This window comes from Campylobacter sp. JMF_14 EL1 (assembly GCF_027737585.1).
Classification (GTDB): Bacteria; Campylobacterota; Campylobacteria; order Campylobacterales; family Campylobacteraceae; genus Campylobacter_B.
Window position 1 is genome coordinate 325,318 of sequence record NZ_JAOVTW010000001.1, and the last position, 25,773, is coordinate 351,090.

The following is a 25,773-nucleotide window of genomic DNA, read 5'->3' on the forward strand; positions in this document are numbered from 1 at the left end:
GCAACAAATGAAATTTAAAATTTTACTAGCTCTGCTTATGGGTTTTTTCGTCCTTACTGGGTGCGAGAAAAAGGACGAGCAAAGCGCAAATAGCGAGCCAGAAACTACCCAAAGCGCCGAAAATATCCCCACAGAAAGCACTATTGGCACCAATTACACTGCGCCGTTTTCGCTCACATTTACAAATAATCAAATTTTAAATATGCAAAAAAACAAAAATGGTTTTAGCATAGAAAATGGCGGCAAAACCACGCTTTTTGCCTTTTTTGCTTCGTGGTGTGATGCTTGCACAATCCAAGCAAGCGCGCTTAATGCGCTCGTGGAAAAATACGGCGATAAGCTCGATGTAGTGGCTGTTTTGATAGCTGATGAGATTTCATTAGACGAGCTAAAAGAGTATGAAAAAAAGGTAAAAGCCAAATTTAAAATAGCCTATGGCGAGGCAAATGACTTTTTCACAGGCACGCTTGGAGGCATTTCAGAAATCCCGTATTTGGTGGTTTATGACAAAAAAGGCGAGTTTAGCGCTCAATATTTCGGCTTAATTCCCGAAGAAATTTTAACACTCGAAATGGAGAAAATTTTATAATGTTTAATTTTTTTAAAAAAGGTCTTAGCAAGACGATCGAGGCTATGAAGGAGGCCCGCGGCAAAAGCAAAATTTCAAAAGAAGTGCTTGAAGAAATGCTTTTAGAAGCCGATGTGGATTATGAAATCATCGAGGAAATTATATTTTATCTCCCGCCTAATGAAATGGTCGAAAAGGCCGATTTGAAGCGTGTAATGAAGACATATTTTATGTATGAACACGAAAATTTCACCCCTGCTAAGCCTTATGTCGAGCTAATCCTTGGCGTAAATGGCGCAGGCAAGACAACCTCTGTCGCAAAGCTGGCAAATTTATACAAAAAAGCTGGAAATAGCGTGATTTTGGGCGCGTGCGATACATTTAGAGCGGGTGCAGTCGAGCAGATTAAACGCTGGTCGCAAATCATAAATGTCCCTATCATCGCTACCGCGCAAGGCCACGACCCTGCGGCTGTGGCTTACGATACCATTAGCTCAGCCGTCGCTAAGGGGCTAGATCGCGTGCTAATCGATACAGCCGGCAGACTTCAAAACCAAAAAAACCTAGCAAACGAGCTAGAAAAAATCGTGCGTATCTCAGCCAGAGCCTGCGAGGGCGCGCCACATCGCAAAATCATCGTGCTTGACGCGACACAAGGAAACAACAGCGTAATCCAAGCCAAAGCTTTCAATGAAATCACCAAGCTTGATGGCATTATCATCACCAAACTCGACGGCACGCCAAAAGGTGGCGCGCTTTTTGGGATTGCGCGTGAGCTAGAAATCCCGATTTTGTATGTCGGCGTGGGCGAGAGTATGGACGATTTGATCAAATTTAACCCAGATGAGTTTGTCGATACCCTAGTCGATGGACTTTTTGAATAAGAAATTTCACTTCAAATTTGCAAATTTATAAAGCAAAAAATGCGAAATAAAATTTATGGACGAGTTTTCTCGTCCATAAAAATTTAATATAATTTTCCAAATTCCAAGTACTACGCGTAAAATTTATGTATTAAGCTTAAATTCAGCAAATTTTAACGGGGGCTATAATCACTCTTTATTTTTTCTAAGGAGTTTTTATGGCAAATGAAAAAATCATAGTTATCAATCAAGGTAGTGGCAATACGGCTGGAATTTTGGCTATCGTATTTGCTATTTTAGGAATTTTATTTGTTCCACTTGCTCTTGTTTGTGCGATTATCGCTACGATTAAGGCAATTAAAGGAGTTGCTTCAAAATTAGTTGCGATTATTTCTTGGATATTAATCATTATCGCCTTTGCTACTTCACCAATGCTACTAGGTATGCTTAGCATTGGGATGACTAGACAAGAAGTAAAAACAACACCAATTGGACTTGCTTACTCGCAAGAGTTTGAAACTGCACTAAAACAGATAAGAGATGATTTTTCTTTGCGTGGAGAATTTAGGGATTTACAATCTATGACCACGGTTAGACATTTTAAAGATGAAGCATTAAAACAAAAACTTGAAGTAGGCAAACCAATAGAATATAGTGTAGGCTTGAAATCAAAGGGGCAAATAGAATTTTGCGCTCAGATGGTTTTGAAAGAAAGTGGCAGTAAATACATTATAGAAACAAAAAATATAAATGAAAATAAAGACATTTGCAGAGAACTACATAATGCCGAACTCTATAAAAAACTAAAAACTTTTGAAATAAATTAAAATTGTAGAAGATAAAATAAAAATTTTGCTTTTGCATAGAAGCAAAAGCAAAATTTCTACTGCTCGTTCATAATAGATAAAAGTTCTGCGTTGTTTTTGGTTTTTAGGATTTTTGGGTATAAAAATTTCAGTGCCTCGACATCGTCCATAGTAGAGACCACAGAGCGAATAGCCCAAATTTTCTGCAAATTTTGCGCACCTTGAAGCAACTCTTCTTTTCTCGTGCCTGATTTTGTGATATTAATCGCTGGGTAAATTCGGCGATCGCTGATATTTCTATCTAGGATAATCTCGCTATTTCCAGTGCCTTTAAATTCCTCGAAAATCACATCGTCCATACGAGATCCCGTCTCGATTAGCGCAGTCGCCACGATAGTAAGCGATCCGCCGTTTTCGATATTTCGCGCCGCTCCAAAAAAGCGTTTTGGTTTGTGAAGTGCGTTGGCATCGACACCACCGCTTAGCACCTTACCGCTAGCTGGGGTTACGGTGTTGTAAGCGCGCGCAAGGCGAGTAATGCTATCGAGCAAAATCACCACATCTTTGCCAATTTCGACGGCGCGTTTTGCCTTTTCGATCACGAGTTCAGCCACGCGCACATGGTTAAACGCAGGCTGATCGAAAGTCGAGCTAAACACCTCACCACGCACACTGCGCTCCATATCGGTAACCTCTTCTGGTCTTTCATCTACCAAAAGCACCAAAAGCTCGACCTCTGGGTGATTTCTCGTAATTCCGTTTGCCAGCTCCTTCATAAGCTCGGTTTTACCTGTGCGAGGCGGAGCCGTGATAAGCGCTCTTTGACCCTTGCCAATCGGCGTAAAAAGGTCTAGCACGCGACCAGTTAGCTTCATCGGATCGTATTCGAGCTGTAATTTTTCAGTCGGAAAAAGCGGAGTAAGGTTGTCAAAAAGCGGTCTTTCTCTGGCTTCTTGGATTGATTTGTAATTAATCGCTTCGATTTTTAAAAGCGCGTAATATTTCTCTTGATCTTTTGGTTCTCTGACCTGTCCTGTGACGATATCGCCCACACGAAGGGCAAATTTGCGAATTTGGCTTAGACTGACATAGGCGTCATTTGCACTGTCGCTAAGGTTTGAGTCGATTCCTCGCAAAAAGCCGTACCCCTCAGGTGTAACCTCTAAAATTCCGGTAAATAAAATAAATCCGCCCTGTTTTGTCTGCATGCGAAGTATCTCAAACACGAGCTCTTGGCGGCGAAATTCGCGAGAATTTTCCACACCTAGCTCATCGGCGATTGCGACAAGATTTTCTAAATCCATAGCGCGAAGCTCTTCGATTTGATATCCCTCTACTGGGACATGAGTTTTAGCATGAACTTTTTTCGTGTGATTTGGTGCTTGTGGGGCGGTTTGGGTTTGTTGGGTTGAATTTTCCTTAGTGTTTTCCATTGTTCCTCTTTGAAATTTGAAGATTTAAAATTTGGCGGTAAAAGGTAGCTGTAATTATAAAATTTTATTCCTTAAACGCACCAAATTTTAGAATTTTTTGTTGTCTGCGAGTGATAATCTCATCGATTGAGAGATTTGCTAGCTTGTCAAGCTCGGCTAAAACATAGTTTCCTAGCAGTTTTGCTGTGGCGTCTCTATCCCTGTGAGCGCCCATTTTAGGCTCTTCGATGACATCGTCGATTAAATCAAGCTCTTTTAACTCCTCAGCGGTAATCTTTAACGCTTTTGTCGCTGCTTCGCTTTTTTCTGGATCGTTCCACAAAATCGCCGCACAGCCCTCTGGCGAAATAACTGAAAAGATTGAGTTTTGTAGCATTGCTAATTTATCAGCTACACCGATAGCTAGTGCGCCACCGCTTCCGCCCTCGCCGATAACTACGGCGATTGTTGGAGTGCGTAGATTGCTAAGTTCGTATAAATTTCGTGCGATTGCCTCGCTTTGTCCGCGCTCTTCGGCGCCGATTCCAGGATATGCACCCGGAGTGTCGATTAAAAATAAAATAGGCAGATTAAATTTTTCGGCTAATTTCGCCACTCTTAGAGCCTTGCGATAACCTTCTGGGTGAGGCATACCGAAATTTCGCTTTAATTTGTTTTTTGTGCCACGACCCTTTTGCTCTGCGATTACGACGATTTTGCGTGTGCCAATGATACCTAGGTAGCACACAATCGACGCGTCATCGCGATACGCACGATCGCCGTGGATTTCGTGAGCGTCTTTTAAAAGTGCTCTGATATAATCAATCGCATAAGGACGATCTGGGTGGCGGGCTAGTTGCAAGCGTTGGTATTCGCTAAGATTTTTGTAAATTTTAGCGACCTCTTTTTCTAAATTTTTGTTTAAAATCTCAACCGCGTCCTCATCGCCACGAATTTTTGCGTTGGCGATATCATCATCTATTTGTTTAATAGATTTTTCAAAATCAAGATAACTTGCCATTATTTCACTCTTTTGAAGATTACAGATCCGTTTGTGCCACCAAAGCCGAAATTGTTGCTCATAACGCAATCAATCTGTGCTTTGCGCGCAGTATTTGGGACATAGTCCAAATCACACTCTGGATCTTTTGAAATTTGATTGATTGTAGGAGGGATAATTCCACTTTCCATAGCTAGTAGGGCAACCGCTGCCTCGATCGCACCAGCTGCGCCAAGACAATGCCCGATTTGACCCTTTGTAGAGCTTACAGCTGGGACATTTGCGCCAAATAGCTCTTTTAGAGCCGCTGTTTCGTTTCTGTCATTTACCGCAGTAGATGTGCCGTGAGCGTTGATATAATCAACCTTTGGTTCGCCAGCCATTTTATAGGCCTTTTTCATAGCGCGAAGCGGACCATCAAGCGTAGGCGAAGTGATATGATACGCATCACCGCTAGAACCATATCCGATAAGCTCGCCATAAATTTTAGCCCCTCTTGCAACTGCGTCCTCGTATGTCTCCAAAACAAGCGCAGCCGCGCCCTCTCCCATAACAAAGCCATTTCTCTCCCCGTCAAACGGTCTGCTTGCATGCTCAGGATCGTCATTTCTAGTAGAAAGTGCCTTCATAGCGGCAAATCCACCGATACCGACAGGGCAAATCGCAGCCTCAGCGCCAACGACTAACATTTTTTTCGCTTCACCGACTTGGATAGTTTTCGCTGCCTCGATGATAGCGTGAGTAGATGCCGCACAAGCTGTAACACTGGCTAAATTTGGACCTTTGAGATTGTGATAAATAGAAATAAATCCGCCTAGCATATTTACTAGTGCAGACGGAATAAAAAATGGAGAAATTCTCCTAGGACCACGCTGCAAACAGACATTTGAGTTAATCTCAATATTCGGCAATCCACCGATTCCAGCGGCTGAACTGATACCAAACTCATCAGCGTCAAATTCGCTAAATTTAGCATCACTCATAGCCTCTGCGGCAGCTTTTAGTCCTAGTTGAATAAATCTATCCATTTTCTTGATCTCTTTGCCGTCTTCGACAACCACGCTAGGATCGAAATCCTTAACTTCGGCTGCTATGCTAACTGGAAATTCGCTCGCATCAAAAAGTGTAATCTTGCCTACTCCGGTTTTTCCGCTGCAAATGTTTTCGAAACTACTTTTTTTATCAAGGCCAAGGGCTGTAATCATGCCAATTCCGGTTACTACGACTCTTTTCAAGATCAATTCCTTAAAATTTAAAATTTAAATTATTTATTTAAGCTTTCTACATAGCTTACGACATCGCCGATTGTTACTAATTTTTCTGATTCGCTATCTGGAATTTCGATGCCAAATTTCTCTTCCAAAGCCATTACTAGCTCAACTACATCTAATGAATCAGCGCCCAAATCTTCGATAATTTTTGCTTCTGGTTTTACTTGATCAGGTGCAACGCTAAGTTGCTCCACAACTACATCTCTTACATCTTCAAATGCTGCCATTTGGAACTCCTTTAAAAAAATAACTCGTTATATTATAATAAGTTTGCTTAAAGTATCGAAATTTAAACATTTTTACTATAATACGCGCCCTGACATTATAAAATTTGGAGTTAAATTTTGAGTAAAGATAGCTCGGTCAAACGCGTGATCGAAATCATATATGATTTGCAAAAAGGCAGTGTGCTAAATCTGGCGAATTTAGCGGATAAATACAGCGTCAGCGAGCGCACGCTAAGGCGAGATTTGGAGGTCATCAAAGAAATTTTTGGCGATATTTTCGTGCATTTAGGGGGCGGAAATTACCAAAGCTCGCAAAAAGCGATTTTTGAAAATATGCTAAATTCGAGCGAATTTTTTATGCTTAAAGAAATCATAAAACTCTCTCACAAATCCAGCCTAGAAATTTCGAAAAATTTAAGCAAATCCATGCAAGATAAAATTTTAAAAAACCTAGATGAGAGCCCATATATCTTTAAACACAAGCCTTACGAGGAAATTTTTGCTAGGCGGGAAGTGTTTAAAATTTTAGAGCGCGCGATAACTTATAAAAAAGAAATTTCGTTTAAATACACAAACGCGGGCAAAATTTCGCACTTTACAATCCAGCCGTATAAAATAATGTTTATGGAGCAAAATTTCTACCTCGCAGGACTGCAAAAACGCCCGCACAAGCACGCGCATGTGATTTTTCGAATCGCGATGATGAGCGAGGTCAAATTTAGCGGAAAAGAGTTTAAGAGAGATCAAAATTACCTAGATTTTTTGCATTTCATAAACTCGCCGTGGGCAAGCTATTCGCCGAATTTCAGGGCAAATTTAATCAAAGTAATTTTGCAAATCCCGCAAGAGCACGCCAAGTATTTTAGGCTCAAAAAATTCTACCCCACCCAAGAAATCATTTGCGAAAACGACGACGGGAGCATAAATGTCGAATTTAGCGTGACAAATTTCGCCGAAATTTTAAACATCATCAAGCAGTGGCTTCCGCGCATAAAAGTCCTAGCCCCGCGCAAACTAAAAGGTATCGTAAAGGGCATAGCTAGGGAATTTTACGCAAACACGCACGGAAAACTCCCGCCACAAAAGGCGAAATTTTAGCCGAATTTCAGGGCAAATTCAGGCTAAATTCCCTCGCAAATAGGCGAAATTCTGTTTCATTTCTGCCCTCAAACTACCGCCCTAGCGAGCATATCAGCCTAGTCCAAACAAGCAAGATCAAGGAAAAAAACTTATAAAACCTTACCTAGGATTTTAAATAACTTTAAGGCGCGCAAAATTAGCACGCGTCATAAAATTTTAACTTTGCGAAAACTAAATTTGAAATTTAATCTTTGCATTTTAAACTATAAATTTTGCACTTTAATGAGCTCAGGCAACAAGCCTGATTCTGGTTATGAGCCAGATGAGATACTCAGTCTCTAAAAGATTTAGCAGATCTTTATAGTTTGTTAGTGCGCCGTTTTTTGCCAAGTGGCGCTTGCTTGGTCTCCTTTTTCGCTCGTTTTCGATATGCTCGCTAGGGCGGTATCAAATCTCAAATTTCGCCCTATTTCGCAAACCTGCGCGAGGTTAGATTTCAATCATCGTTTTGGCGTTGATTTCCGAAAGGCTCAAATCAATCTCGCTTAAAAGCGTGACTAGCTCGTCTTTTTGCGCAATCGCTTTTTCCAAAGTAAGTGGCGAGATAATCTCGATTTTATAGGCATCGCGGAAGCTTTTTAGAGTTTGTTCGATTGTATCTTTTGGCAAGGTGTTTTTGGCTGTGCCATAGATAGATTCTAGCGTTTTTTGTGCCTTTTCCTCGGTTTTGGCTTCCTCTTTTTCCTTGATTTTCGCCGCCTCATCAAGATAAGCAATCATCATAGATAATTCATCGATCCAGGCGCTCACAATGCCCTTGTATTCGATAGCCTCGATGATAGATAGCTCTTCTTTGCCGATTTTAATGGTGTTTTGCACATTTGCCTTGGCAACTGCGCCTTTTAGCGCGCGTTTTTTCTTGCGCAAATCCGCCCTGCTATCTAGCACGCCATTGGCGTATTTTAAGAAATCTTGCGGAGTTTGGTTGCTAGCATTTACCAAAACGCCATTTATTGCGACTTTGGCTAATTTGTAATCCCTGCCTTGCAACTTTTTGTCAATCAACTTAATCTGGGCCAACGCTCTTGTGATTGAAATTTCCATTTTTTGCTCCTTGTTTTTGATTTGAAGCAATTTTACATGGATTTTTTGTCATATTGTGTCAAAAAATAAAAATTTAGAATTTTAAGAAGAAAATTTAAAATTTTGCCGAAAATTCGGCAAAATTTGGTTACATATAAAGTCCGCCGTTGATTTTAAGCACATCGCCGGTGATATAGCTAGCATAATCGCTAAGCAAAAACGCCACGCCGTGCGCCACATCGCTAGCATTTCCGAAGCGTTTGAGCGGGATATTTGCCTCATAGCTCGCTCTGACCTCATCGCTTAGAGCGTCTGTCATATCAGTAGCGATAAAGCCCGGTGTCACGCAGTTAAAGCGCACTCCGCGACTCGCACCCTCTTTGGCGAAACTCTTGCTCATCGCTATCATACCGCCCTTGCTCGCGCTATAATTCACCTGCCCTGCGTTGCCCATTTCGCCGACGATTGAGGCGATATTTACGACTGCGCCGAAGCGTTTTTTGCTCATTACTTTTAGCGCCTCGCGTGAGCCGATGAAAGCCGAAGTGAGATTTGCGTCGATTACGCGAGTGAAGTCTTCGAGCTTCATACGAAGGGCTAGTTTGTCGTTTGTGATACCTGCGTTATTGACGAGGTAGCTTAGCTCGCCGTCACACTCGATTATCGCATTTATCGCTTCGATAAATTCAGCCTCGTTTGTCGCGTCAAATTTCACCACAGCGCCCTCGCCGCCACCAACTCGAATTTCTTCTAAAAGCGCGTCAGCTAGCTCAGGCTTTGAGCGGTAGTTGATCCACACTTTAAGCCCCATGCTGGCTAGCACTCTGGCGATATCTGCGCCGATTCCTCTACTTGCGCCTGTGATTAAGACATTTTTTCCACTAAATTTCATTTTTTATCCTTTTTTGAAAAATTTGCGCATTATAGCGGGTTATCGTAAATAAAACATTTTCGCTCTTTATTTGAAAAATTTCAGCGCCAGATTATGTATAAAAATGCAAAAATCACAATTACGGCAAATATATTGCTCATATCATAGCCTAAAAAATTCCCCCAGTTTTCATAAGGGATATTAATATCCCAAAATTTCGCCTCCAAGCCAGATATGAAGTTGTCAATCAAATTTTGCATTTTTACCCTTTTACAATCTTAAAACAAAGCCTCGTCCATTTGCGCTGGAATTTCAAGCCCCATTAGCTTTAAGATAGTTGGTGCGACATTGCTAAGCCCAAAATCCCTCTTTAACTCGCTCACGCCCTGCGCGCTTACGAAGCAAAACACATCAAAAGTCGTGTGGTTTGTGAGAAGCTCGCCCTGTGCCCCTCGCATTTGCTCACAGTTGCCGTGATCTGAAATTTGCACATAAGCGTAATCAAATTCCTTTGCCTTAGCGTAAATTTTACCCAGACACTCATCTACCGCCTCGACTGCCTTAACCGCAGCGTCGAAGTTGCCCGTATGGCCGACCATATCGCCGTTAGCGAAATTTACCACGATAAAATCCTCGCCCCCTTCAATGCCCTTTATCACAGCTTCGCACACAGCGTGCGCGCTCATAGCGGGGCATAAATCATAGGTCGCGACCTTTGGGCTATCGATTAAAATGCGGGTTTCGTTCTGCACGCACTCTTCGCTGCCGCCGTTGAAAAAAAATGTAACATGGGCGTATTTTTCGGTCTCGGCGGTGTGGAGCTGTCTAAGTCCCGCATCCGCGATGACCTCGGCAAGAGTATTTTGCAAAATGTCCTTTTTGACAATGATCGGAAATGGAAATTTCGCGTCGTATTCTGTCATGGTGATTAAATTTCGCACGCAAAATTTACGCTCAAAGCCCGTGAAATCCTCCATACTCAAAGCTTGGCAAATCTCACGCGCCCTATCATTGCGGAAATTTACAAAAATAATTCCGTCATTTTCTTTAATCCCGTCAAATTCTCCAAAAATCGCTGGCTCGATAAATTCGTCTGTAATGCCCTTCTCATAGCTTTTGCGAGCATACTCGCTTGGGGAGATTTTTTGCTTCTCGCCCTCGCCCATTAGCGCAAGATATGCCTTTTGCACCCTTTCCCAGCGATTGTCCCTATCCATAGCATAAAATCGCCCACAAACGCTTCCTACGCTAAATTTCGCCTCCAAAGCTTCCAAAAACCCTGCCCCGCTTGTAGGACTTACATCGCGTCCGTCAGTGATAGCATGGGCAAAAACCTGCGCGCCAGCGTCTTTTGCTATCTGGCAAACTGCGCCAAAATGGCGCATGTGTGAATGCACACCGCCGTCGCTGTAAAGCCCTATGACATGGACCCTAGGACAAATTTTTAGCAAATTTACGATTTCAGGCGCAGTTTTGAGGGTGTCATTTTCGATCATTTTATCAATTTTGACTAGATTTTGATACAGCACGCGACCGCTTCCAATCGTCATGTGCCCAACCTCAGAATTTCCCATTTGCCCCTCAGGCAAGCCCACCGCAAGCCCAGATGTGCGAAGTAGTGTATTTGGCACGGATTTAAATAACATATCGTAAGTCGGCTTTTTGGCTGCGGCAAAGGCGTTAAATTCGGCGCTTTGGTTGCAACCAATGCCGTCAGTTATGACAAGGATTGTTTTTTGTTTCATATTTTTCTCCTAAATTCAATGCGGACATTGAAATTTCGCATTATACTTTTTTTTAGCAAATATCACAAAATTTAAAATTTAAAAGCTAAATTTTACAAAGAAAGTATTAAAATAATCGGTTTTAAAATAAAATTTAAAAGGCAAATTTTGTTATATTATATCTACCAAATCACAAATATAAATTTCTTTCAATACACCACAGCGCGCGCTGGAATCGCGTTTTTCATAGCTTTTATTTTAAGCGTGTATCTAATGCCACGATTCATATCTTGGGCAAGAGCCAAAAACGCCTCCCAGCCTATCTACGACCTAGCCCCACAAACACACCAAAAAAAGTCCAAAACCCCCACAATGGGCGGACTTGTCTTTGTTTTCTCAGCGATTGTGGCGAGTGTTTTGTGCGTGAAATTTAGCATTTTCACAATCTGCGGTTTAATCACGCTAGCTGGGTTTTGCGCGATAGGATTTAAGGACGATTTGTCTAAAATTTTGGGTGCCTCTAACCACGCAGGGCTTAGCCCGCAAACCAAACTTTTACTCCAAAACGCCCTAGCTTTGGGGATTTCATTTACGCTGTATATTTTCAGTCCGCTTGGTGGCGAGCTGTATTTGCCTTTCGTAAAAAATCACATAATAAATTTAGAATTTTTCGCCATTGTATTTTGGATGATAGTTTTCAGCGCGAGCTCAAACGCTGTAAATTTAACCGACGGCCTTGACGGGCTAGCCACAATTCCCTCGGTGTTTTCGCTAGCTAGCCTTGGTATTTTTGCCTATTTGTGCGGACACGCGATTTATGCGCAATACCTATTTTTGCCAAAAATCGCAGGTGTGGGCGAGCTAAGTATCATCATCGCAGCCCTTATCGGCGCACTTTTTGGGTTTTTGTGGTTTAATTGCTACCCAGCCGAAGTTTTCATGGGCGATAGTGGAAGCCTGAGCGTAGGGGCGTTTTTGGGATATTGCGCGATTGTGACAAAAAATGAATTTTTGCTGATTATTATCGGATTTGTCTTTGTTATGGAGACACTAAGCGTGATTTTGCAGGTGGGAAGCTTTAAAATGTTTAAAAGGCGAATTTTCCTTATGGCGCCTATTCATCACCATTTCGAGCTAAAAGGTTGGAGCGAAAACAAAATCATAATTCGGTTTTGGATAATCGCGCTAATGGCAAATTTAATCGCGCTAACTTCGATAAAATTAAGATAAGGAAAAAAAATGAAAAAATCACTATTTGGGCATGGCACTACCACAAAAGCGTTAGCAAAAAGCGGCGGTTGGGACATTTACGATGATAATTTCAAAGAGGGCGTTGCGAAATTTGACGAATTTGGCAATGCGCTTTTAAACCCTTGCCTTTTTGACCCCGCAAAAAGCGAGCTAGAAATCCCAAGCCCAGGATTTCCCAAAGAGCATAATCTAATAAAATCCGCTAGGAATTTAATCAGTGAGTATGATTACTTCGCAAATACTGCGCCTTTTAAAATTTGGATTAGCGGGACAAATGGCAAAACCACAACCACGCAGATGACACAGCATCTCCTAGCCAGCCACGGCTCGCTTATGGGCGGAAATGTAGGCACACCACTCGCGCTTTTGGACAAGAGTGCGAAAATTTGGATATTAGAGACTAGCTCTTTTACTATCCATTACACCAAACACGCTCGCCCTGGCATTTACGCGCTTTTGCCAATCACGCCAGATCATCTTAGCTGGCATGGCAGTTTCGCTGAATACGAGCGTGTCAAACTCTCGCCACTTCTAGCTATGAGCGAGGGTTCAGTCGCATTAATACCGGCTGCGTATGCCAGTAGCGAGGCTGTGAAAAACTCGCGCGCAAGGGTGATTTGCTACGAAGATGAAAATGATTTGGCAGCCAAATTTGAAATCGAAATTGAAAAAATTTCATTTAAAACGCCGTTTTTGCTAGACGCTATCTTAGCCCTTTGTATCGAAAAAATCCTCACAGATCGCGCTAGCGTGGAGGTTTTGAACGAATTTGTAATCGAGGCAAACAAACTAGAAGAATTTTTTGATGTAAAAAAACGCATGTGGGTAAATGACACAAAAGCCACAAATATCGATGCTTGCGCGCAAGCCCTCAAACGCTACAAGGACAAAAAAATCCACCTAATCTTGGGTGGCGATGATAAGGGCGTGGATTTGGAGCCACTTTTTGCGAGCTTTGCGCCGTATGATTTGCAAATTTATGCGATTGGCTCGAACACCGATAAACTCGTAAATTTATGCGAAAAATTTAAAATTCCGTGCATTAGGTGCGAATTTTTGAAAAACGCAGTCGCCAAAATAGATGAAAATTTCTCTGGTGCGGGCGAAGTCGCACTCCTAAGCCCAGCCTGCGCTAGCCTAGATCAGTTTAAAAGCTACGCCCAACGGGGAAATTTATTTAAAGAGTGCGTGGCAAATTTAGCCATTTAAACACTGCGCCGAAATTTTTGCAAATTTAGAAATTTTAAATTTCTTACTCGTAGATTGCTTCGTCGCTTCGCTCCTCGCAATGACAAATTATTAGGCAAAATTTACGCCGAGTTTGTCATTGCGAGAATTTTGCGTTAGCAAAATTCGTGGCAATCTACGACTTTAAAATTTAAATTTTGCAAATTTGCTGTCATTACAAGCGAGTGCAACGAGCGTGGCAATCCAGTAAAATTTAGAGAAAATTTAAAATTCAACAAAATTCATTTGTGGATTAAAATTTATCGGAATTTCTCTGGATTGCTTCGAGTTTTTCAAACTCTCGCAATGACAACGAAATTTACAAAATCATAAATTTAAAAACAGAATTTCGTATCATAGCAAAACGATACGAGCGAATTTGAATTTGTAAAGAAATTTTATTTAAAGGATTAAAATTGGAAAAGTTAAAAGAAAATTTGGAAAATAATCAAAATTTAGATGAAACCATAAATTCGGAAAACAATAAAGAACCATTTATCATAAGTAACAGAAATCCATTGTATGTTTTTATTTTTTCATTACTTACTGGTTTTATGACCTTTGGCACACTGTTCCCCATATTTTTGATTTCGTCGATTACGCTAGAACGATTTATTTTTTTGATTATATTTATTTTTTCATCGTATGCCTTTTGTTCTACTATATTTTTTGAATATGCAAAATCATACAACGATAGAATTGTGATAAAGAAATATTTTTTCAAAGAATTTGTAATTTATCGTAAAGATATTATAGATACAAGAGTTTCTAGTAATCCTTTTGTAGGTAATATTTTTAGTATGTTTGTTAAAAGAAAGATAGGTATTAGATTTTTTGCCATATTTTGCTTGGCAGACAATCAATGTTATGGAATTTAAATTAACTCTTTTTCTGCATTTTATAAATTTAGACAGCTTTATTTTTTGTTACAGCTTCTATTTTTTATAAAATTCTTGCAATGCCAAATTTAGACATTGCAAGAAAATCTATTTAAGCGAAATCAAATCCAGTGGGTTTATGTGGTAGTTTTGTTGCGTTACTTCAAAGGTTAGATCCGAGCTAATTCTGCCGATTGTGTAGCCCTTTTTGACCGAAGAGCCCACGCGCACAGTATTTGGAATCTGATTTAAATGCGCATAAATCGTGTGGATTCCGCCCGCATGCTCGATGATGACGACCTTATCTAGCACGGCTGTTTCTTTGGCGAATACGACCTTGCCAGCTAGCACCGCTTTTACCTGCGTGTCGCCACTTTTCGAGCCTAGCACGATATTTTCGTTAAAAAGCTTGATATTATACACAGGATCGCTATAATTGCCAAATTTACGCTTCACATACGCCCCGTCAAGCGGTGCAGAGGTTTTCGCGCCGGTGTATTTTTTCACGCGAGAGGATTGGTAGCTAGATCCGTATTGTTTGACCTTGGTGTTGATTTTGCTAACTCTCTCATCGGCTGGCTCGCTAGGCTCAGATTCTGGTTCAGGCTCAAATTTAGGCGCAGGCGGGGCTTCTTTGCCAGCTTTTTTGGCGGCGGCTTTTTGCTTTTCATACTCTTTTTTCTTGGCTTCAAGCTCTTTTTGTTTGGCTTCTTTTTCTTTTTTCTTTTGCGCTTCTAGTTTGGCTATGCGCTCCCTCTCCTCGCGCTCAGCCTTTTCGCGCTCCTCTTTGTCATCAATGATTTTAAGCTCAGCCAAGGTCTTGGCAATCGCGTCTTGCTCGGCGTTTAGCTTTTCGAGCTGGGCGATATAGCTATCTTTGTTTTTTTGCAGGCTAGCTACTTTTTCTTTTTGCGCGTTTTGCTTTTCGCTCAAATTTATCTTTTTTTGGCTATAACTTTCCATATTTTCGTTGATTTGAGCGATTTTTTTGTTTTGTTCGTCGATGAAATTTTTGTTATTTTCATAATCCTTCATTAGCTTATTTAACTCGCTATTCATCACACTCTCTAATCCGCCTAAAACCTCGCTAGCCACGATAGAATCAGGCGTAACGCTGGAATTTGTATCGCTGATGAGATCAAATGAGAGCTCTTGGGAGATGATTTGGACGATTTTATTTTCTAGCTCGCTTTGCACGCTAAGCAAGGTTGCGTTTTGTTTTTTGAGATTTTCTAGCTCTTGCTCTTCGTTTGCGTATTTTTCTTTTAGCTCCTCGATATTTTGGCTAAGCTCTTTTATCTCGTTTTCACGCTTTTTAAAATCGTTTTGTTCTTGCACGATTAAATCGGCAATTTCATCGATTTTTTTAGACAGCCTCATCTCCTCTTGTTTGGAGGTTTTCAGCTCTTTGTTACTTTGGGCGATTTTTTCCTTCGTAGTCGGTGCGCCGTATGCAAAAAACGCAAGCGCGCACAGTATCATCAAACGCTTCATTGTGATTTTTTACCACTTACTTCTAGCATTACAAATGTAACTGCGATAAATGTCAGCCCCACAGCGATACCAAACAAAATGAGCGGTTCATACGGCAAAACAATCGTCTCACTTAAATTTGTGATTTGACTCACGGTTTGCATGAAAATCGGCCAGTTTGGAAGCGCTAGATAAAACGCCACCACAATTAGCGTAGCTAGCACGCTATCGGCTAGTGCCATGCGGTATAGCCTGCCACTTTTTATCATAAAACTAGCGCCGAATAGCTCCATAATCTCGATTCGCTCTTTGTGCTCATAGACCCAAATTCGCATTTGGCGGTGAATTAGCATGAGACCCAAAACCACGATTAAAAGCGCAAATCCATAAACCAAACTTTTAATCAAAAGCAAAATTTTAAAAATATCATCGTGGGTTTTTTTGAAAATTTCAACCCTGCTAAGCGAACCCATGCTTTTTAGCGCGCTCTCTATGTCCTCTAAACGCGCGCTGTCTGGGAAATTTTCGAGCTTAATACTGTAAAATTTAGGTAAGTTTTTGCTAAGTTCTTCATAGGCAACATCTGAAATTTTACCCTTTAATCTATCTGTGATATTATCAGCTGGAATTTCGATGATTTGGCTGATATCGCTGACCTTATCTTGCACTTCCTCTAAGCTTAGCGCCTTTTTTGAGACAAGGACGATGTTGTATTCGTTTTGGATAGATTTTTCGTAACTTTTGGCTAAATTATTTACAAAAATTCCAAACTGCACCGAAAACAAAAGCGCCACAAGCGAAAAAATAACCCCAAAATGCGTTTTAATCGATCTCAGTGACATGGGAGTCCTTTATCTCGAAATGTCTATGCGCAAAACGCAAAGTGCTAGGCATTTTGTGCGTTACGATAACCACGCAAGCGTTCCACGCCTCGCAGGCTGAGCGCAATAAATTCCAAATAATATCGCTTGAATAATCGTCCAAGTTTCCAGTAGGCTCGTCGCAAAGTAGCAAGCGTGGATTGTGCGCCATAGCGCGCGCTAGGGCGACGCGTTGCTGTTCGCCACCGCTTAGTTCTAGTGGGTATTTGCCCATTTTGTGTCCAAGCTCGATATGGCGGAGCAGTTTTTTAGCCTGATCTTGGCAAACTTGCTCATTATAGCCCATAATCATCAGCGGCAGCATGATATTTCGCTCGATCGTCCATTCATTAATCAGCCTGTAATCTTGAAAAATTATGCCGATTCTTTGGCGCAGTGTGCGCAAATCACTGCGACTAATGCCGTTTAAATCGCACAGACAAACATTAAGTTCGCCACTTTTGATATCCATATCGCCGTAAAATGACTTCAAAAGCGTGCTTTTGCCACTTCCGCTTTTGCCAGTGATTACGACAAAATCCCTTGCGCCTATGCCAAAGCTAGCATTTTTTATGACCTCACCGCTATCATATCCCAGTGTAAGCCCCTCGGCGGTGATTATGTTATTATCAGCTCCTATGCCTGCCATAACTCAAAAATCTCCATTATTTTTTTGTGTGCTTTGTAATTTTCGCTTGTAGCTAGTGGAGTTTTTAAAAAATACTCCGTCTTTGCCCCGATGCGAATAAAACATTGTTGCGGGAAGTCAAACGCCCCAAACGAGGTCAAAATCAAAACCTCATCGCTATCATCAAATTTATAAATTCTCTCAAAATGCACGAAATATCCCTCGCCTTTGATAGTCAAATTTTTGAAATTTGCCTCTATTTTTTGCGGGTTAAAATTTGAGAAATTCATATCGAATTTCGCCGGTTCTTCGCCGTTTTCATCGCTATTAGTAAAAATCAAATCAAAGATATTTTTATCCATTTTGCGCCAACGATCCTCGTATTTCGAGCTCACGCTTAAATCTCTGTTTTTAAAATGCTCTATCGCGCCACGCCCTGCACTTTGCGCTACGCCAAATTTATCCAGCGCATATTCAAAATACATATCGCTATCTGTGCGAAGCTCAAATTTCGCCCCTTTTTTGAGAGTTCGCACGCATTGATGGACAAACTCATCGCTAATGACTCTACGATGTGGCGCATCGTCCCAAGGAACAGGAAAGTGCAAAAATATGCGAGAGAGCAAATTTGCTGGCATTAATGAGAGCAAAATTCGCGCGTCAGTGTTTATCAAAGCGACATTTTCCAAACCCTCTTTAATCGCTAGTTTTGCGACCTGCTCGATACTAGGCTTGTAAATTTCGATTCCAATCACCAGCGTTTGCGGATTTGTGCGAGCCTGATATAGCAGATGTCTGCCCGAACCAAAGCCGATTTCGACGAAAATTTGGCTAAATTTCGTAGTTTTGAGCAAATTTAGCATTTCATCTTCATCTAGCACGAGCGGGGTTTTTTGGGTTAGGGATTTGCTTTTAAAGGCAAATGCGCTAAAAATCACACCGCTTGCAAATTCTCTCTCGTAAATTTCAAGTGCGCGTTGCAAAATACCGATTTTGGCTGGTTTAGTGGTTTTTTCGCCTTTGACTACGACTTTGTCTTTGGCGTATTTGAGAGTGACGAAAAATTCGTTATCAAAGCACCTTGTGCGCACGAGAGTGCAACTCTCATCGCTAGCAGACTCCAAAAGCTCCACGCCGTCCTTGCTAAATGGAAGGCGCGGTAGTTCTACGCTTTTTGCAATAAAATTTGGCAATTTATTCCGCCATTTGACTTACTTGGATTGGCGCGCTTGGGATCGAGAGCATGCCGGTTTGCGATTTTGCGATTATGCGGTATTCGTATCCTGCGGTGTAATTTACATAATCAATATACTCTGCGCTAAGTCTGCCTGCGATATCTTTGACGCCACTCCACGAATCAGCGCCTTTTACCCTACGCTCGATAGTGTAGCTTGCCACGCGCAAATCAGGGTGCGGACGCCAGATGATTTTCACGCGATCTGGAAGCGCATAAGCCTGCGCAAACGGCACAGAATCAATTGTCTTTGTCGTGCTTACAATCGCAGCAGGCGAGCTTTCGCCCACGCCATTTATGCCATAAGCGCGCACAGTGTATTTATACGATGTGTTTGGCTCTAAGCGAGTATCGGCAAAGTGCGTAGTGTATGGATCGGCTAGGGTTGCGATTTTTTTCGCTTCGCCACCGCCCATATCAGCGCGATAAACCACAAATCCTAAAAGGTTAGGATATGAGCCGTAATTTGGCCACTCTAAGCCGATTTCGTTCGTGCCAGAGATACTTTTAATCCCCTCGACGCGCGGCAAGCTTGCGTCATTTCCGCCTGGCACACTATGAGAGGAGCAACCAGCCGCTAGTATCGCTAAACTCGCGCAAAATGCTACTTGGTAAAATTTTTTCATAAATTTCATCCTTTTTATCGTGATTTTGTATCAAATTCTCAAACTCCACCGGCAAAGGCGCTGTAACCTGCATACGCTCGCCACTTCGTGGGTGCGTGAAATACAGCACATAAGCGTGAAGTAAAATTCTTGCTATTTTATCTTTTTCGCTCTTAAATCCGTATAAATAATCGCCGATAATATGGCGATTAATCGAGCTTAAATGCACGCGGATTTGGTGCGTGCGCCCAGTAAAAAGCTTGGCTGCAATTAGGTTGATTTTGCCAAATTTATCGCTGCTATTCTGGCTAAATTTCGCCTGCCCCCAATCATCGCTAAAAATCGTATAAAACGCGCTTTTTGCCTCGCGTCCGCCCGGAATTATCGCCTTTTTTAGGCGGTTGTTTGGGTTGCGATCAATCGGGCGATCTATCACGCAGGGCTCTTTTAGGGGCAAATCTGTTAAAGCTAAATAAATTCGCCCCATGCTTTTGTCGCTTAATTGCGCGCTTAGGGCTTGGTGAGTGGCGTTATTTTTAGCCACGACCAAAGCTCCGCTAGTGCCCTTATCTAGGCGATGAACGATACCTGCACGGATTTGACCATTTATCGTGGAGAGCATAAAGCCCTTTTGGCGTAGCCATTCTACAATCGTGGCTTCTTTGACACTTGGGGCTGGATGAACGACCACGCCAGCTGGCTTATTTAGCACTAGCAAATCATCATCTTCGTATAAAATTTCAATCTCGCCCTCAAAGCTAAATTTCGCCTCATCGCTATGAGTAGGCGCAGGGTAAGCGACACTCACCTCATCGCCTAAATTTAGCTTTTGCGATGATTTGGTTATGATTTTTTGGTTTATAAAAACACTGCCTGATTTGATTAAATTCGAAATTTGATTGCGCGAAATGCCCAAATTTTCGCTTAAAAAAACATCGATTCTCGCCACGCAATCTGCTGTAAAATTATCCAAATTTATACCTTTTTTTGTTATTATCGCCCAAAATTTATTAGGACTTACTTTGAAATTTGACAAAAAGATTTTATCATATTTTGATTATATTCAACCTTTGCTGATTTTGCCGATTATTATTTTTTCATACCTTTTAATCAGCGAGGCAAACACCACACTTGGCAACAAACAGCTTGTTTATTTTGGGGTTGGTTTTGTTGTTTTCATGGTCTTTTTTTTGTTTCCGATTCGCAAATTTTTATATTTGATTCCGCTGTTTTACTGGGTAAATATCGCCCTGCTTTTAAGCGTGGAATTTTTCGGCATTAGCAAGCTTGGCGCGAAGCGTTGGTTGGAGTTGCCGTTTGTGCATTTTACCCTGCAACCAAGCGAGATTATGAAGCCAGCGTGCATGCTAATGCTAATGTATCTAATCCACAAAAATCCGCCACCGCCCGAGGGTTATGGCGTGAAGGATTTCGCTAAATTTAGCTTTTATATACTTTTGCCATTTGCGCTAATCGCCAAAGAACCAGACCTCGGAACCGCGCTAATTCTTTTTTTAATGGGGTTTGCGACGCTTTTTATCATCGGCGTGAATAAAAAAATTTGGATTGCACTGGTGCTAGCTTTTAGCGTAAGCTCGCCCGTGCTTTATAATAACCTGCACGATTACCAAAAAAAGCGCATTACGGATTTTTTGAGCGAAGAGCACAACTATCAGGTCAAACAAGCCGTCATCGCTATCGGAAATGGCGGAATTTACGGCAAAAATTTAGAAGAAGCCACCCAAACTCACTTTAAATTTTTGCCAATTGCCACGAGCGATTTTATCTTTGCCTATATGGTCGAGCGCTTCGGATTTGTCGGCGCACTCGCGCTCATCGGCTTTTACGCGCTTTTAATCATGCACCTGCTTAGCCTAAATTACGACTTTGGCAGCGATTATCTCATACGGGTTTTTACCTCGGCTCTGGCGACGCTGATTTTTATCTACGCTGGGGTTAATATCTCCATGGTCATCGGATTTGCCCCTGTCGTGGGCGTGCCGCTGCCGTTTTTTAGCTATGGGGGGAGTAGTTTTATCACATTTATGATTTTGTTTGGAATTTTGCAAAATTTGCTGACTTTTAGAAACAAAGACAATTACAAAACGATAAGTATTAGGCTGTAAATTTTGAAATTTGGGCTAAAATTAGCGTGTAAATTTAGCCCAGATAGATTTAACTCTCTTTTAGAAGTTTCGTCGCTAAAATCGCGCCGTCATCGTGTTTGCGTGCAGATTTGTAAATTTTGTTAAAGAAAATTTCCAAATACTCGTGGTTATTAATGCGCTCTGCTTCGTTTGCCACACTAATTGCGCTATATTCGCCGTCGCTTCCAAGCTCGTAAGCAAGCTGGGTATCGCTAAGCTGTAATTTTAAAATTTCTTTTAATTTATTTTGCAAAGCCTCGCTATAAATCGGCGTCATAAGCTCCAATCTGCGCTCTAAATTTCGTGGCATCCAATCAGCACTTGCGATATATAGGCATGGTTCAGCGTGTTTGAAATAAAAAATTCTAGCGTGTTCTAGGTATTTGCCGATGATTGAGCGGACTTTGATATTTTCACTTAGTCCCGCCACACCTGGGCGCAAACAGCAAATTCCTCGGATTATGAGATCGATCTTAACCCCGGCTTGGCTCGCTTTATAAAGCGCCTTTATCATATCGCTATCGACGAGGGCGTTCATTTTAGCGATGATTCTACCATCGCTTCCTTTGCTCTCTTCGACCTTAATCATCTTTAAAATTCTCTCTTTTATCTGCATTGGCGACATTGAGAGATTGCCTAGTTTGCGGTTTTTGTTATAACCTGAGAGTATGTGGAAAAAATTTGTCGTATCCTTATCGAAAGTATCCCCGCAAGTAAAAAAACTCACATCGGTGTAGATTTTCGCACTGCTTCCGTTGTAATTGCCCGTGCCTAAGTGGATATAAAATTTAAGCTTGCCGTCTTCTTTTTTGATGATTTGAGTGACTTTGGCATGGACCTTAAAACCTGCGATTCCATAAATCACATGCGCGCCAGCGTCTTCTAGCGCCTTTGCCCAGTGCAGGTTGTTTTCCTCATCAAACCTAGCTTTTAGCTCGACCATTACGGTTACTTGTTTGCCATCGCTTGCAGCCTCGATTAGGCTTTGGACGATTGGCGAGTTTTTCTCCACGCGGTATAGCGTCATACGGATTGAGATGACTTTGGGGTCTTTGCTGGCTTCTTTTATGAGTTTTTGGACTGGATCGAAGCTCTCATAAGGGTGAAAAATCAAAATATCATCTTTTTCCATTGCACTCATCACTGAGGTGTTTTCGTTAAAGGGAGGCAGTGTTTTTGGCAGATACTGCGGGTGAGCTAGATAGGAAAAATCCTTGTTGCCAGCTATCTCCCAAAGCCCGTCAAGTGTGAGCGGGATCGAGCACTCGAAAATGTCTTTGTAGAAAATTTTAAGATGTTCGTTTAAGAAATTTAGCAAATCAGGGTCTGCGTTTTTGGCGATTTGAAGTCGCACGAAAGCCCCTTTGCGGCGCAGTTTAAGACCGGCTTCGAGTATCATCATAAAATCATCTGCTTCCTCTTCTTCGATTACGATATCAGCGTTTCTTGTAACCCTAAACGCAGCCGAGCTGATTAGCTTATAGCCCGGGAAAATCTCCTCGGCGTGGCGATTTACGATTGAATCAATCGTTACATAGGTGTTTTTTGCAACCTGCACAAATCTAGGAAGCACGCGTGGTATCCTAATCATACCAAAATGAATAGCCTCTGGCGCATTTGCGTCGCAGAGTTTGACTGCAATCGAAAAGCTAAGGTTGTTTAGGTGCGGAAACGGGTGCGTCGCATCTACGGCAATCGGGATAATTACTGGCATGATTTGGTTGAAGAAAAACTCATCGGCACTTAGCTTTAAATCAGGGGTTAGCTCGTCGTAGTTTTTGATAAAAAGGCCGTTTTTGCTAAGCTCCTCTTTGATAGCGATATAGTGCGCTTCTAGCTCGTTTTGCTCGTGTTTGAGATATGAGCGGATCTCGCGCAACTGCTCCAATGGCGTCATCTCATCATCGCCGCTAGCTGTTACACCGGCTGTGAAAAGCTGTTTAAGCCCAGCCACACGAATCATATAAAACTCATCTAAATTTGTGCTATAAATCGCTACAAATTTCAATTTTTCAATCGGTGGAATTTGCTTTTGACACTGAGTTAAAACGCGCGAATTAAAGCGAAGCCAACTCAACTCTCTATTTAAAAATTTGCTTTGTTGCTCCATTTTATTTCCTTTTTTTTGGATTAAAAATTTTAAGATTATAACTCAAAAAAGATTAAAATGTGTTTTTTATGAAATTTAATTGCGCTTTAAATTTTTAAAGCAATTATCCAAATAAACGCAAAATTTCACGCCATTTAGATAAAAAATCCAGCTTATGTAAATCCACAAAAAGAAAAATAACGCCACCGAAAACGAGCCGTAAATGCTAAGATAGGTTTTGTTATAAAACACATACTGCGCGAAAATAATCTTAGAAATCCACCATAATGTGGAGGCTACGAGAGAGGATATAAGCACGGCTTTGGGACGAATTTCGCGGTTTATCGCCGTAGCGTAAGTGATAGCAAAAATAGCCCAAATGATAACAAATGGCAAAACCGAGAGCAAATTTATCCACCTAGAAAATTCGGTTTTATCGAGTAAATTTTGAAGTTCTGAGCTGATGAAAAACGACGCGCCAAGCCCCACGGGAGCCAGTGTCATAAGCGTCCAATATGTGCTAAGGCCTTTGAAAAATCCGCGCTTTGGCGAGTGCGAAATCTGCGCGATAATCTCCTCAAAATCGTCAAAAAACAAAATCGAAGTTACAAGCACCGCCAAAAATCCCAGTGCGCCAAGGCTTAGACCGTTTGCCATAAACTCTTCCAGATACGGAATCAGGCTTTCTTGGTTGGCTGGAAGCAGGTTTGAGAAGATAAATGCCTTGATTTTGGCGTAATAATCGTGGAAACTAGGCAGCTGCATAAATACGCTCAAAGATACCATGAGCACAGGAAGCAATGCCAAAATCGTGTGAAAACTTAGCGACGAGGCGTAGTGCATGAGGTGCGGGTCGTAAATCTTGCGCCAGGATTTGATAAAAATTTTAAATTCGTCCAAAAATATCTTTAAATTTTTCATTTCGCAATTTTAGCTAAAATTTTAAAAATTTGGGTAAAATTGGCGAATTTTTAGGCAAAGGTTTTAATGATTTCTTTAATTTTTTTTCTTATATTTCTGATATCGTTATTTTTTATAAAATCAAATAAACTTAAAACTTTTTACATATTTTTAACATTTTGTTTTTTAGTTATCACTCTTTTTAACTATACGATTTATTTTTATAGTGGAAATTTTCTAAATTTAGGACTCATAAATATTCTAGCAATCAGCCTAAAAGGCGCTCCATTGCTTAGTTTTTGGCGTGAAGCTTTGCTTGTTTTTTTAGCCCTTATCTGCACTATTTTGTTTTGTATCGCACTATGGAAAAGAATAAAAACTAGACAAAATTTCTTTAAATTTTCTGGCTTTATAGCCATTTTTTCTTTTATTTTAGCTCTTGTTTTCAACCCACTCACAACATCTGCTGTGCAAATTTTTCAAATCTTAAATCCCAAATATCACAAAGTCGCCCGTGCTAATCTGCAAAAATATATCGTAAAACCAAAAATAAATCAAAATTTCAAAACCAAAAATATAGTTTATATATATTTGGAGAGTTTTAGCAGGGATTTTACTACCAAATTCGACACCCTTACCCCACACATAAATTCTCTCACAAATCGACTAGAATTTACTAATATAAACCAAATTCCACAAGGCGCAACCGTTACAATCGAAGGTCTTTTTGCCTCGCAATGCGCTTTGCCGTTTGGGTTTTTTACTCCGGTTAAAAATGGCGATAAAATCATCTCAAAAGACAAAAATACAAAATTTCCTAAAAAAATTTTATGCGCTACCCAAATTTTACAAAATTATGGCTATCACACATTTTTTATGAAATCCGCTGAAATAAGCTATCAACGCACCGATGAATTTTTGCAAAGCAGAAATTACGATGAAAGCAAAGGCGCAAGCGATTTCAAAAGCCAAGGCGCAAAAAGTGCGAACGAGTGGGGCATAGATGATGATGAGATGTTTGAGTTCGCGTGGCGTGATTTTGAGCATTTATCACAAAACAAAGACAAATTTATACAAGTTATCCTAAATATCGGCATGCACGCACCAAGTGGATTTATCTCTAAGACATGCGAAAATTTGCCTTTCCCATATAACGAAAAAATGCTAAAAGCCGCGCATTGCACGGATTATTTAGTAGGCAAATTTATAGATAAAATTCGCTCTTCAAAATACAGCAAAAACACAATCATAGTCCTTCAAAGCGATCATTTAATGCCATATCTTTTAGTAAGTGATTTAAGTAGCGGTATTTTAAAAGACTCCAAGCTATTTTTTACTATTTTAGATGATGATATTTTAGGCACACAAATAGTAGAAAATCACGGCTCATCGCTTGATACTTTTACCACAGTTTTAGGCTACATGGGTATTTTAGATGAGATGAATTTGGGTAGAAATATCCTCAAAACAAATTCTCTAAACTCCACCCCAAATATCGCCAATATCTACAATACAGCGATTTTGTCGATTGATGATTTAGATTATAAAGAGCGATAAAACTCACTTTTTTTAATTT

At 41.0% G+C, this 25,773-nt stretch carries 25 protein-coding genes; 9 read left to right on the forward strand and 16 right to left on the reverse strand.

Annotated features, from left to right (window positions below; all coding sequences use genetic code 11):
* The first annotated feature begins 7 nt into the window (after window positions 1-7).
* The 3 genes from OFN73_RS01615 (at window position 8) to OFN73_RS01625 (ending at window position 2,258) form a co-directional block, all read left to right on the forward strand.
* The gene (locus tag OFN73_RS01615; RefSeq protein WP_270861943.1) at window positions 8-589 is read left to right on the forward strand and encodes a TlpA family protein disulfide reductase; all 582 of its coding nucleotides are present in this window, start codon (window positions 8-10) and stop codon (window positions 587-589) included.
* Entirely contained in the window at window positions 589-1,452 is an 864-nt protein-coding gene (ftsY, locus tag OFN73_RS01620) for a signal recognition particle-docking protein FtsY (RefSeq protein WP_270861944.1), read from the forward strand. Before OFN73_RS01615 ends, ftsY begins: the two co-directional genes overlap by 1 nt.
* A 197-nt stretch (window positions 1,453-1,649) precedes the next feature.
* Complete coding sequence (locus tag OFN73_RS01625) at window positions 1,650-2,258, forward strand: hypothetical protein (RefSeq protein WP_270861945.1); 609 nt, start codon at window positions 1,650-1,652, stop codon at window positions 2,256-2,258.
* A gap of 56 nt (window positions 2,259-2,314) precedes the next feature.
* On the opposite strand, the gene rho is transcribed toward OFN73_RS01625, so the two are convergent.
* From rho to acpP, 4 genes are all read right to left on the reverse strand, one after another.
* Complete coding sequence (gene rho, locus OFN73_RS01630) at window positions 2,315-3,670, reverse strand: transcription termination factor Rho (RefSeq protein ID WP_270859359.1); 1,356 nt, start codon at window positions 3,668-3,670, stop codon at window positions 2,315-2,317.
* A 64-nt stretch (window positions 3,671-3,734) separates the two neighbouring features.
* The gene (accA, locus tag OFN73_RS01635) at window positions 3,735-4,670 is read right to left on the reverse strand and encodes an acetyl-CoA carboxylase carboxyl transferase subunit alpha (protein ID WP_270861946.1); all 936 of its coding nucleotides are present in this window, start codon (window positions 4,668-4,670) and stop codon (window positions 3,735-3,737) included.
* Complete coding sequence (locus OFN73_RS01640; RefSeq protein WP_270861947.1) at window positions 4,670-5,884, reverse strand: beta-ketoacyl-ACP synthase II; 1,215 nt, start codon at window positions 5,882-5,884, stop codon at window positions 4,670-4,672. Before OFN73_RS01640 ends, accA begins: the two co-directional genes overlap by 1 nt.
* Before the next feature lie 29 nt (window positions 5,885-5,913).
* A complete protein-coding gene (gene acpP, locus OFN73_RS01645) occupies window positions 5,914-6,147 on the reverse strand; it encodes an acyl carrier protein (protein ID WP_270859356.1) in 234 nt (77 codons plus the stop codon).
* Between the two features lie 117 nt (window positions 6,148-6,264).
* On the opposite strand from acpP, the gene OFN73_RS01650 reads away from it, so the two are divergent.
* The gene (locus OFN73_RS01650) at window positions 6,265-7,245 is read left to right on the forward strand and encodes a helix-turn-helix transcriptional regulator (protein WP_270861948.1); all 981 of its coding nucleotides are present in this window, start codon (window positions 6,265-6,267) and stop codon (window positions 7,243-7,245) included.
* Window positions 7,246-7,716: 471 nt separating this feature from the next.
* Here the strand turns inward: OFN73_RS01650 and OFN73_RS01655 are convergent, their stop codons facing one another.
* The 4 genes from OFN73_RS01655 to gpmI form a co-directional block, all read right to left on the reverse strand.
* Window positions 7,717-8,331: a hypothetical protein gene (locus OFN73_RS01655; protein WP_270861949.1), complete on the reverse strand. Its 615-nt coding sequence runs from the start codon at window positions 8,329-8,331 to the stop codon at window positions 7,717-7,719.
* Between the two features lie 127 nt (window positions 8,332-8,458).
* Window positions 8,459-9,202 (reverse strand): 3-oxoacyl-ACP reductase FabG, encoded by a 744-nt coding sequence (gene fabG, locus OFN73_RS01660; protein WP_270861950.1) that lies wholly within the window; start codon window positions 9,200-9,202, stop codon window positions 8,459-8,461.
* Between the two features lie 80 nt (window positions 9,203-9,282).
* A complete protein-coding gene (locus OFN73_RS01665; RefSeq protein WP_270861951.1) occupies window positions 9,283-9,441 on the reverse strand; it encodes a hypothetical protein in 159 nt (52 codons plus the stop codon).
* Window positions 9,442-9,459: 18 nt separating this feature from the next.
* A complete protein-coding gene (gene gpmI, locus OFN73_RS01670) occupies window positions 9,460-10,926 on the reverse strand; it encodes a 2,3-bisphosphoglycerate-independent phosphoglycerate mutase (protein WP_270861952.1) in 1,467 nt (488 codons plus the stop codon).
* A 147-nt stretch (window positions 10,927-11,073) separates the two neighbouring features.
* Between gpmI and mraY the strand changes: the two genes are divergently transcribed.
* The 3 genes from mraY to OFN73_RS01685 all read left to right on the forward strand — a co-directional run bounded on the left by mraY (window position 11,074) and on the right by OFN73_RS01685 (window position 14,261).
* Window positions 11,074-12,135 carry a phospho-N-acetylmuramoyl-pentapeptide-transferase gene (mraY, locus tag OFN73_RS01675; RefSeq protein WP_270861953.1) on the forward strand — a complete coding sequence of 354 codons (1,062 nt, stop codon included), beginning with the start codon at window positions 11,074-11,076 and terminating at the stop codon, window positions 12,133-12,135.
* A 9-nt stretch (window positions 12,136-12,144) separates the two neighbouring features.
* Entirely contained in the window at window positions 12,145-13,365 is a 1,221-nt protein-coding gene (murD, locus tag OFN73_RS01680; protein ID WP_270861954.1) for a UDP-N-acetylmuramoyl-L-alanine--D-glutamate ligase, read from the forward strand.
* A 434-nt stretch (window positions 13,366-13,799) separates the two neighbouring features.
* Entirely contained in the window at window positions 13,800-14,261 is a 462-nt protein-coding gene (locus OFN73_RS01685; protein WP_270861955.1) for a hypothetical protein, read from the forward strand.
* Window positions 14,262-14,369: 108 nt separating this feature from the next.
* On the opposite strand, the gene OFN73_RS01690 is transcribed toward OFN73_RS01685, so the two are convergent.
* From OFN73_RS01690 to OFN73_RS01715, 6 genes are read right to left on the reverse strand one after another with little or no spacing between them, the layout of a single operon-like run.
* Window positions 14,370-15,755, reverse strand: a complete 1,386-nt coding sequence (locus OFN73_RS01690) for a murein hydrolase activator EnvC family protein (protein ID WP_270861956.1) — start codon at window positions 15,753-15,755, stop codon at window positions 14,370-14,372.
* On the reverse strand, window positions 15,752-16,576 hold the full coding sequence (locus tag OFN73_RS01695; RefSeq protein ID WP_270861957.1) for a hypothetical protein: 825 nt from the start codon (window positions 16,574-16,576) through the stop codon (window positions 15,752-15,754). The genes OFN73_RS01690 and OFN73_RS01695 overlap by 4 nt, the downstream gene beginning before the upstream one ends.
* Window positions 16,557-17,243: a cell division ATP-binding protein FtsE gene (locus OFN73_RS01700; RefSeq protein ID WP_270859346.1), complete on the reverse strand. Its 687-nt coding sequence runs from the start codon at window positions 17,241-17,243 to the stop codon at window positions 16,557-16,559. The genes OFN73_RS01695 and OFN73_RS01700 overlap by 20 nt, the downstream gene beginning before the upstream one ends.
* Window positions 17,231-18,415 carry a tRNA (guanosine(46)-N7)-methyltransferase TrmB gene (trmB, locus tag OFN73_RS01705; protein ID WP_270861958.1) on the reverse strand — a complete coding sequence of 395 codons (1,185 nt, stop codon included), beginning with the start codon at window positions 18,413-18,415 and terminating at the stop codon, window positions 17,231-17,233. The genes OFN73_RS01700 and trmB overlap by 13 nt, the downstream gene beginning before the upstream one ends.
* 1 nt (window position 18,416) lies before the next feature.
* A complete protein-coding gene (locus OFN73_RS01710) occupies window positions 18,417-19,082 on the reverse strand; it encodes a hypothetical protein (protein ID WP_270861959.1) in 666 nt (221 codons plus the stop codon).
* A complete protein-coding gene (locus OFN73_RS01715; RefSeq protein WP_270861960.1) occupies window positions 19,012-20,034 on the reverse strand; it encodes an RluA family pseudouridine synthase in 1,023 nt (340 codons plus the stop codon). The genes OFN73_RS01710 and OFN73_RS01715 overlap by 71 nt, the downstream gene beginning before the upstream one ends.
* 49 nt (window positions 20,035-20,083) lie before the next feature.
* Here OFN73_RS01715 and OFN73_RS01720 point away from each other — a divergent pair, with 49 nt between their 5' ends.
* The gene (locus tag OFN73_RS01720) at window positions 20,084-21,187 is read left to right on the forward strand and encodes an FtsW/RodA/SpoVE family cell cycle protein (RefSeq protein WP_270861961.1); all 1,104 of its coding nucleotides are present in this window, start codon (window positions 20,084-20,086) and stop codon (window positions 21,185-21,187) included.
* Between the two features lie 49 nt (window positions 21,188-21,236).
* Here the strand turns inward: OFN73_RS01720 and OFN73_RS01725 are convergent, their stop codons facing one another.
* Together OFN73_RS01725 and OFN73_RS01730 are read right to left on the reverse strand one after the other, a co-directional pair.
* On the reverse strand, window positions 21,237-23,318 hold the full coding sequence (locus OFN73_RS01725; protein WP_270861962.1) for an RNA degradosome polyphosphate kinase: 2,082 nt from the start codon (window positions 23,316-23,318) through the stop codon (window positions 21,237-21,239).
* Between the two features lie 75 nt (window positions 23,319-23,393).
* On the reverse strand, window positions 23,394-24,218 hold the full coding sequence (locus OFN73_RS01730; protein WP_270861963.1) for a YihY family inner membrane protein: 825 nt from the start codon (window positions 24,216-24,218) through the stop codon (window positions 23,394-23,396).
* A 267-nt stretch (window positions 24,219-24,485) separates the two neighbouring features.
* On the opposite strand from OFN73_RS01730, the gene OFN73_RS01735 reads away from it, so the two are divergent.
* On the forward strand, window positions 24,486-25,754 hold the full coding sequence (locus OFN73_RS01735) for a sulfatase-like hydrolase/transferase (protein ID WP_270861964.1): 1,269 nt from the start codon (window positions 24,486-24,488) through the stop codon (window positions 25,752-25,754).
* The last annotated feature ends 19 nt before the right edge of the window (window positions 25,755-25,773 follow it).

Bases quoted from the DNA above. Each gene is read 5' to 3' on its own strand.
- OFN73_RS01615 (WP_270861943.1), top strand. From the start codon at position 8: ATGAAATTTAAAATTTTACTAGCTCTGCTTATGGGTTTTTTCGTCCTT.
- ftsY (WP_270861944.1), top strand. From the start codon at position 589: ATGTTTAATTTTTTTAAAAAAGGTCTTAGCAAGACGATCGAGGCTATG.
- OFN73_RS01625 (WP_270861945.1), top strand. From the start codon at position 1,650: ATGGCAAATGAAAAAATCATAGTTATCAATCAAGGTAGTGGCAATACG.
- rho (WP_270859359.1), bottom strand. From the start codon at position 3,670: ATGGAAAACACTAAGGAAAATTCAACCCAACAAACCCAAACCGCCCCA.
- accA (WP_270861946.1), bottom strand. From the start codon at position 4,670: ATGGCAAGTTATCTTGATTTTGAAAAATCTATTAAACAAATAGATGAT.
- acpP (WP_270859356.1), bottom strand. From the start codon at position 6,147: ATGGCAGCATTTGAAGATGTAAGAGATGTAGTTGTGGAGCAACTTAGC.
- OFN73_RS01655 (WP_270861949.1), bottom strand. From the start codon at position 8,331: ATGGAAATTTCAATCACAAGAGCGTTGGCCCAGATTAAGTTGATTGAC.
- fabG (WP_270861950.1), bottom strand. From the start codon at position 9,202: ATGAAATTTAGTGGAAAAAATGTCTTAATCACAGGCGCAAGTAGAGGA.
- OFN73_RS01665 (WP_270861951.1), bottom strand. From the start codon at position 9,441: ATGCAAAATTTGATTGACAACTTCATATCTGGCTTGGAGGCGAAATTT.
- gpmI (WP_270861952.1), bottom strand. From the start codon at position 10,926: ATGAAACAAAAAACAATCCTTGTCATAACTGACGGCATTGGTTGCAAC.
- murD (WP_270861954.1), top strand. From the start codon at position 12,145: ATGAAAAAATCACTATTTGGGCATGGCACTACCACAAAAGCGTTAGCA.
- OFN73_RS01690 (WP_270861956.1), bottom strand. From the start codon at position 15,755: ATGAAGCGTTTGATGATACTGTGCGCGCTTGCGTTTTTTGCATACGGC.
- OFN73_RS01695 (WP_270861957.1), bottom strand. From the start codon at position 16,576: ATGTCACTGAGATCGATTAAAACGCATTTTGGGGTTATTTTTTCGCTT.
- OFN73_RS01700 (WP_270859346.1), bottom strand. From the start codon at position 17,243: ATGGCAGGCATAGGAGCTGATAATAACATAATCACCGCCGAGGGGCTT.
- OFN73_RS01710 (WP_270861959.1), bottom strand. From the start codon at position 19,082: ATGAAAAAATTTTACCAAGTAGCATTTTGCGCGAGTTTAGCGATACTA.
- OFN73_RS01725 (WP_270861962.1), bottom strand. From the start codon at position 23,318: ATGGAGCAACAAAGCAAATTTTTAAATAGAGAGTTGAGTTGGCTTCGC.
- OFN73_RS01730 (WP_270861963.1), bottom strand. From the start codon at position 24,218: ATGAAAAATTTAAAGATATTTTTGGACGAATTTAAAATTTTTATCAAA.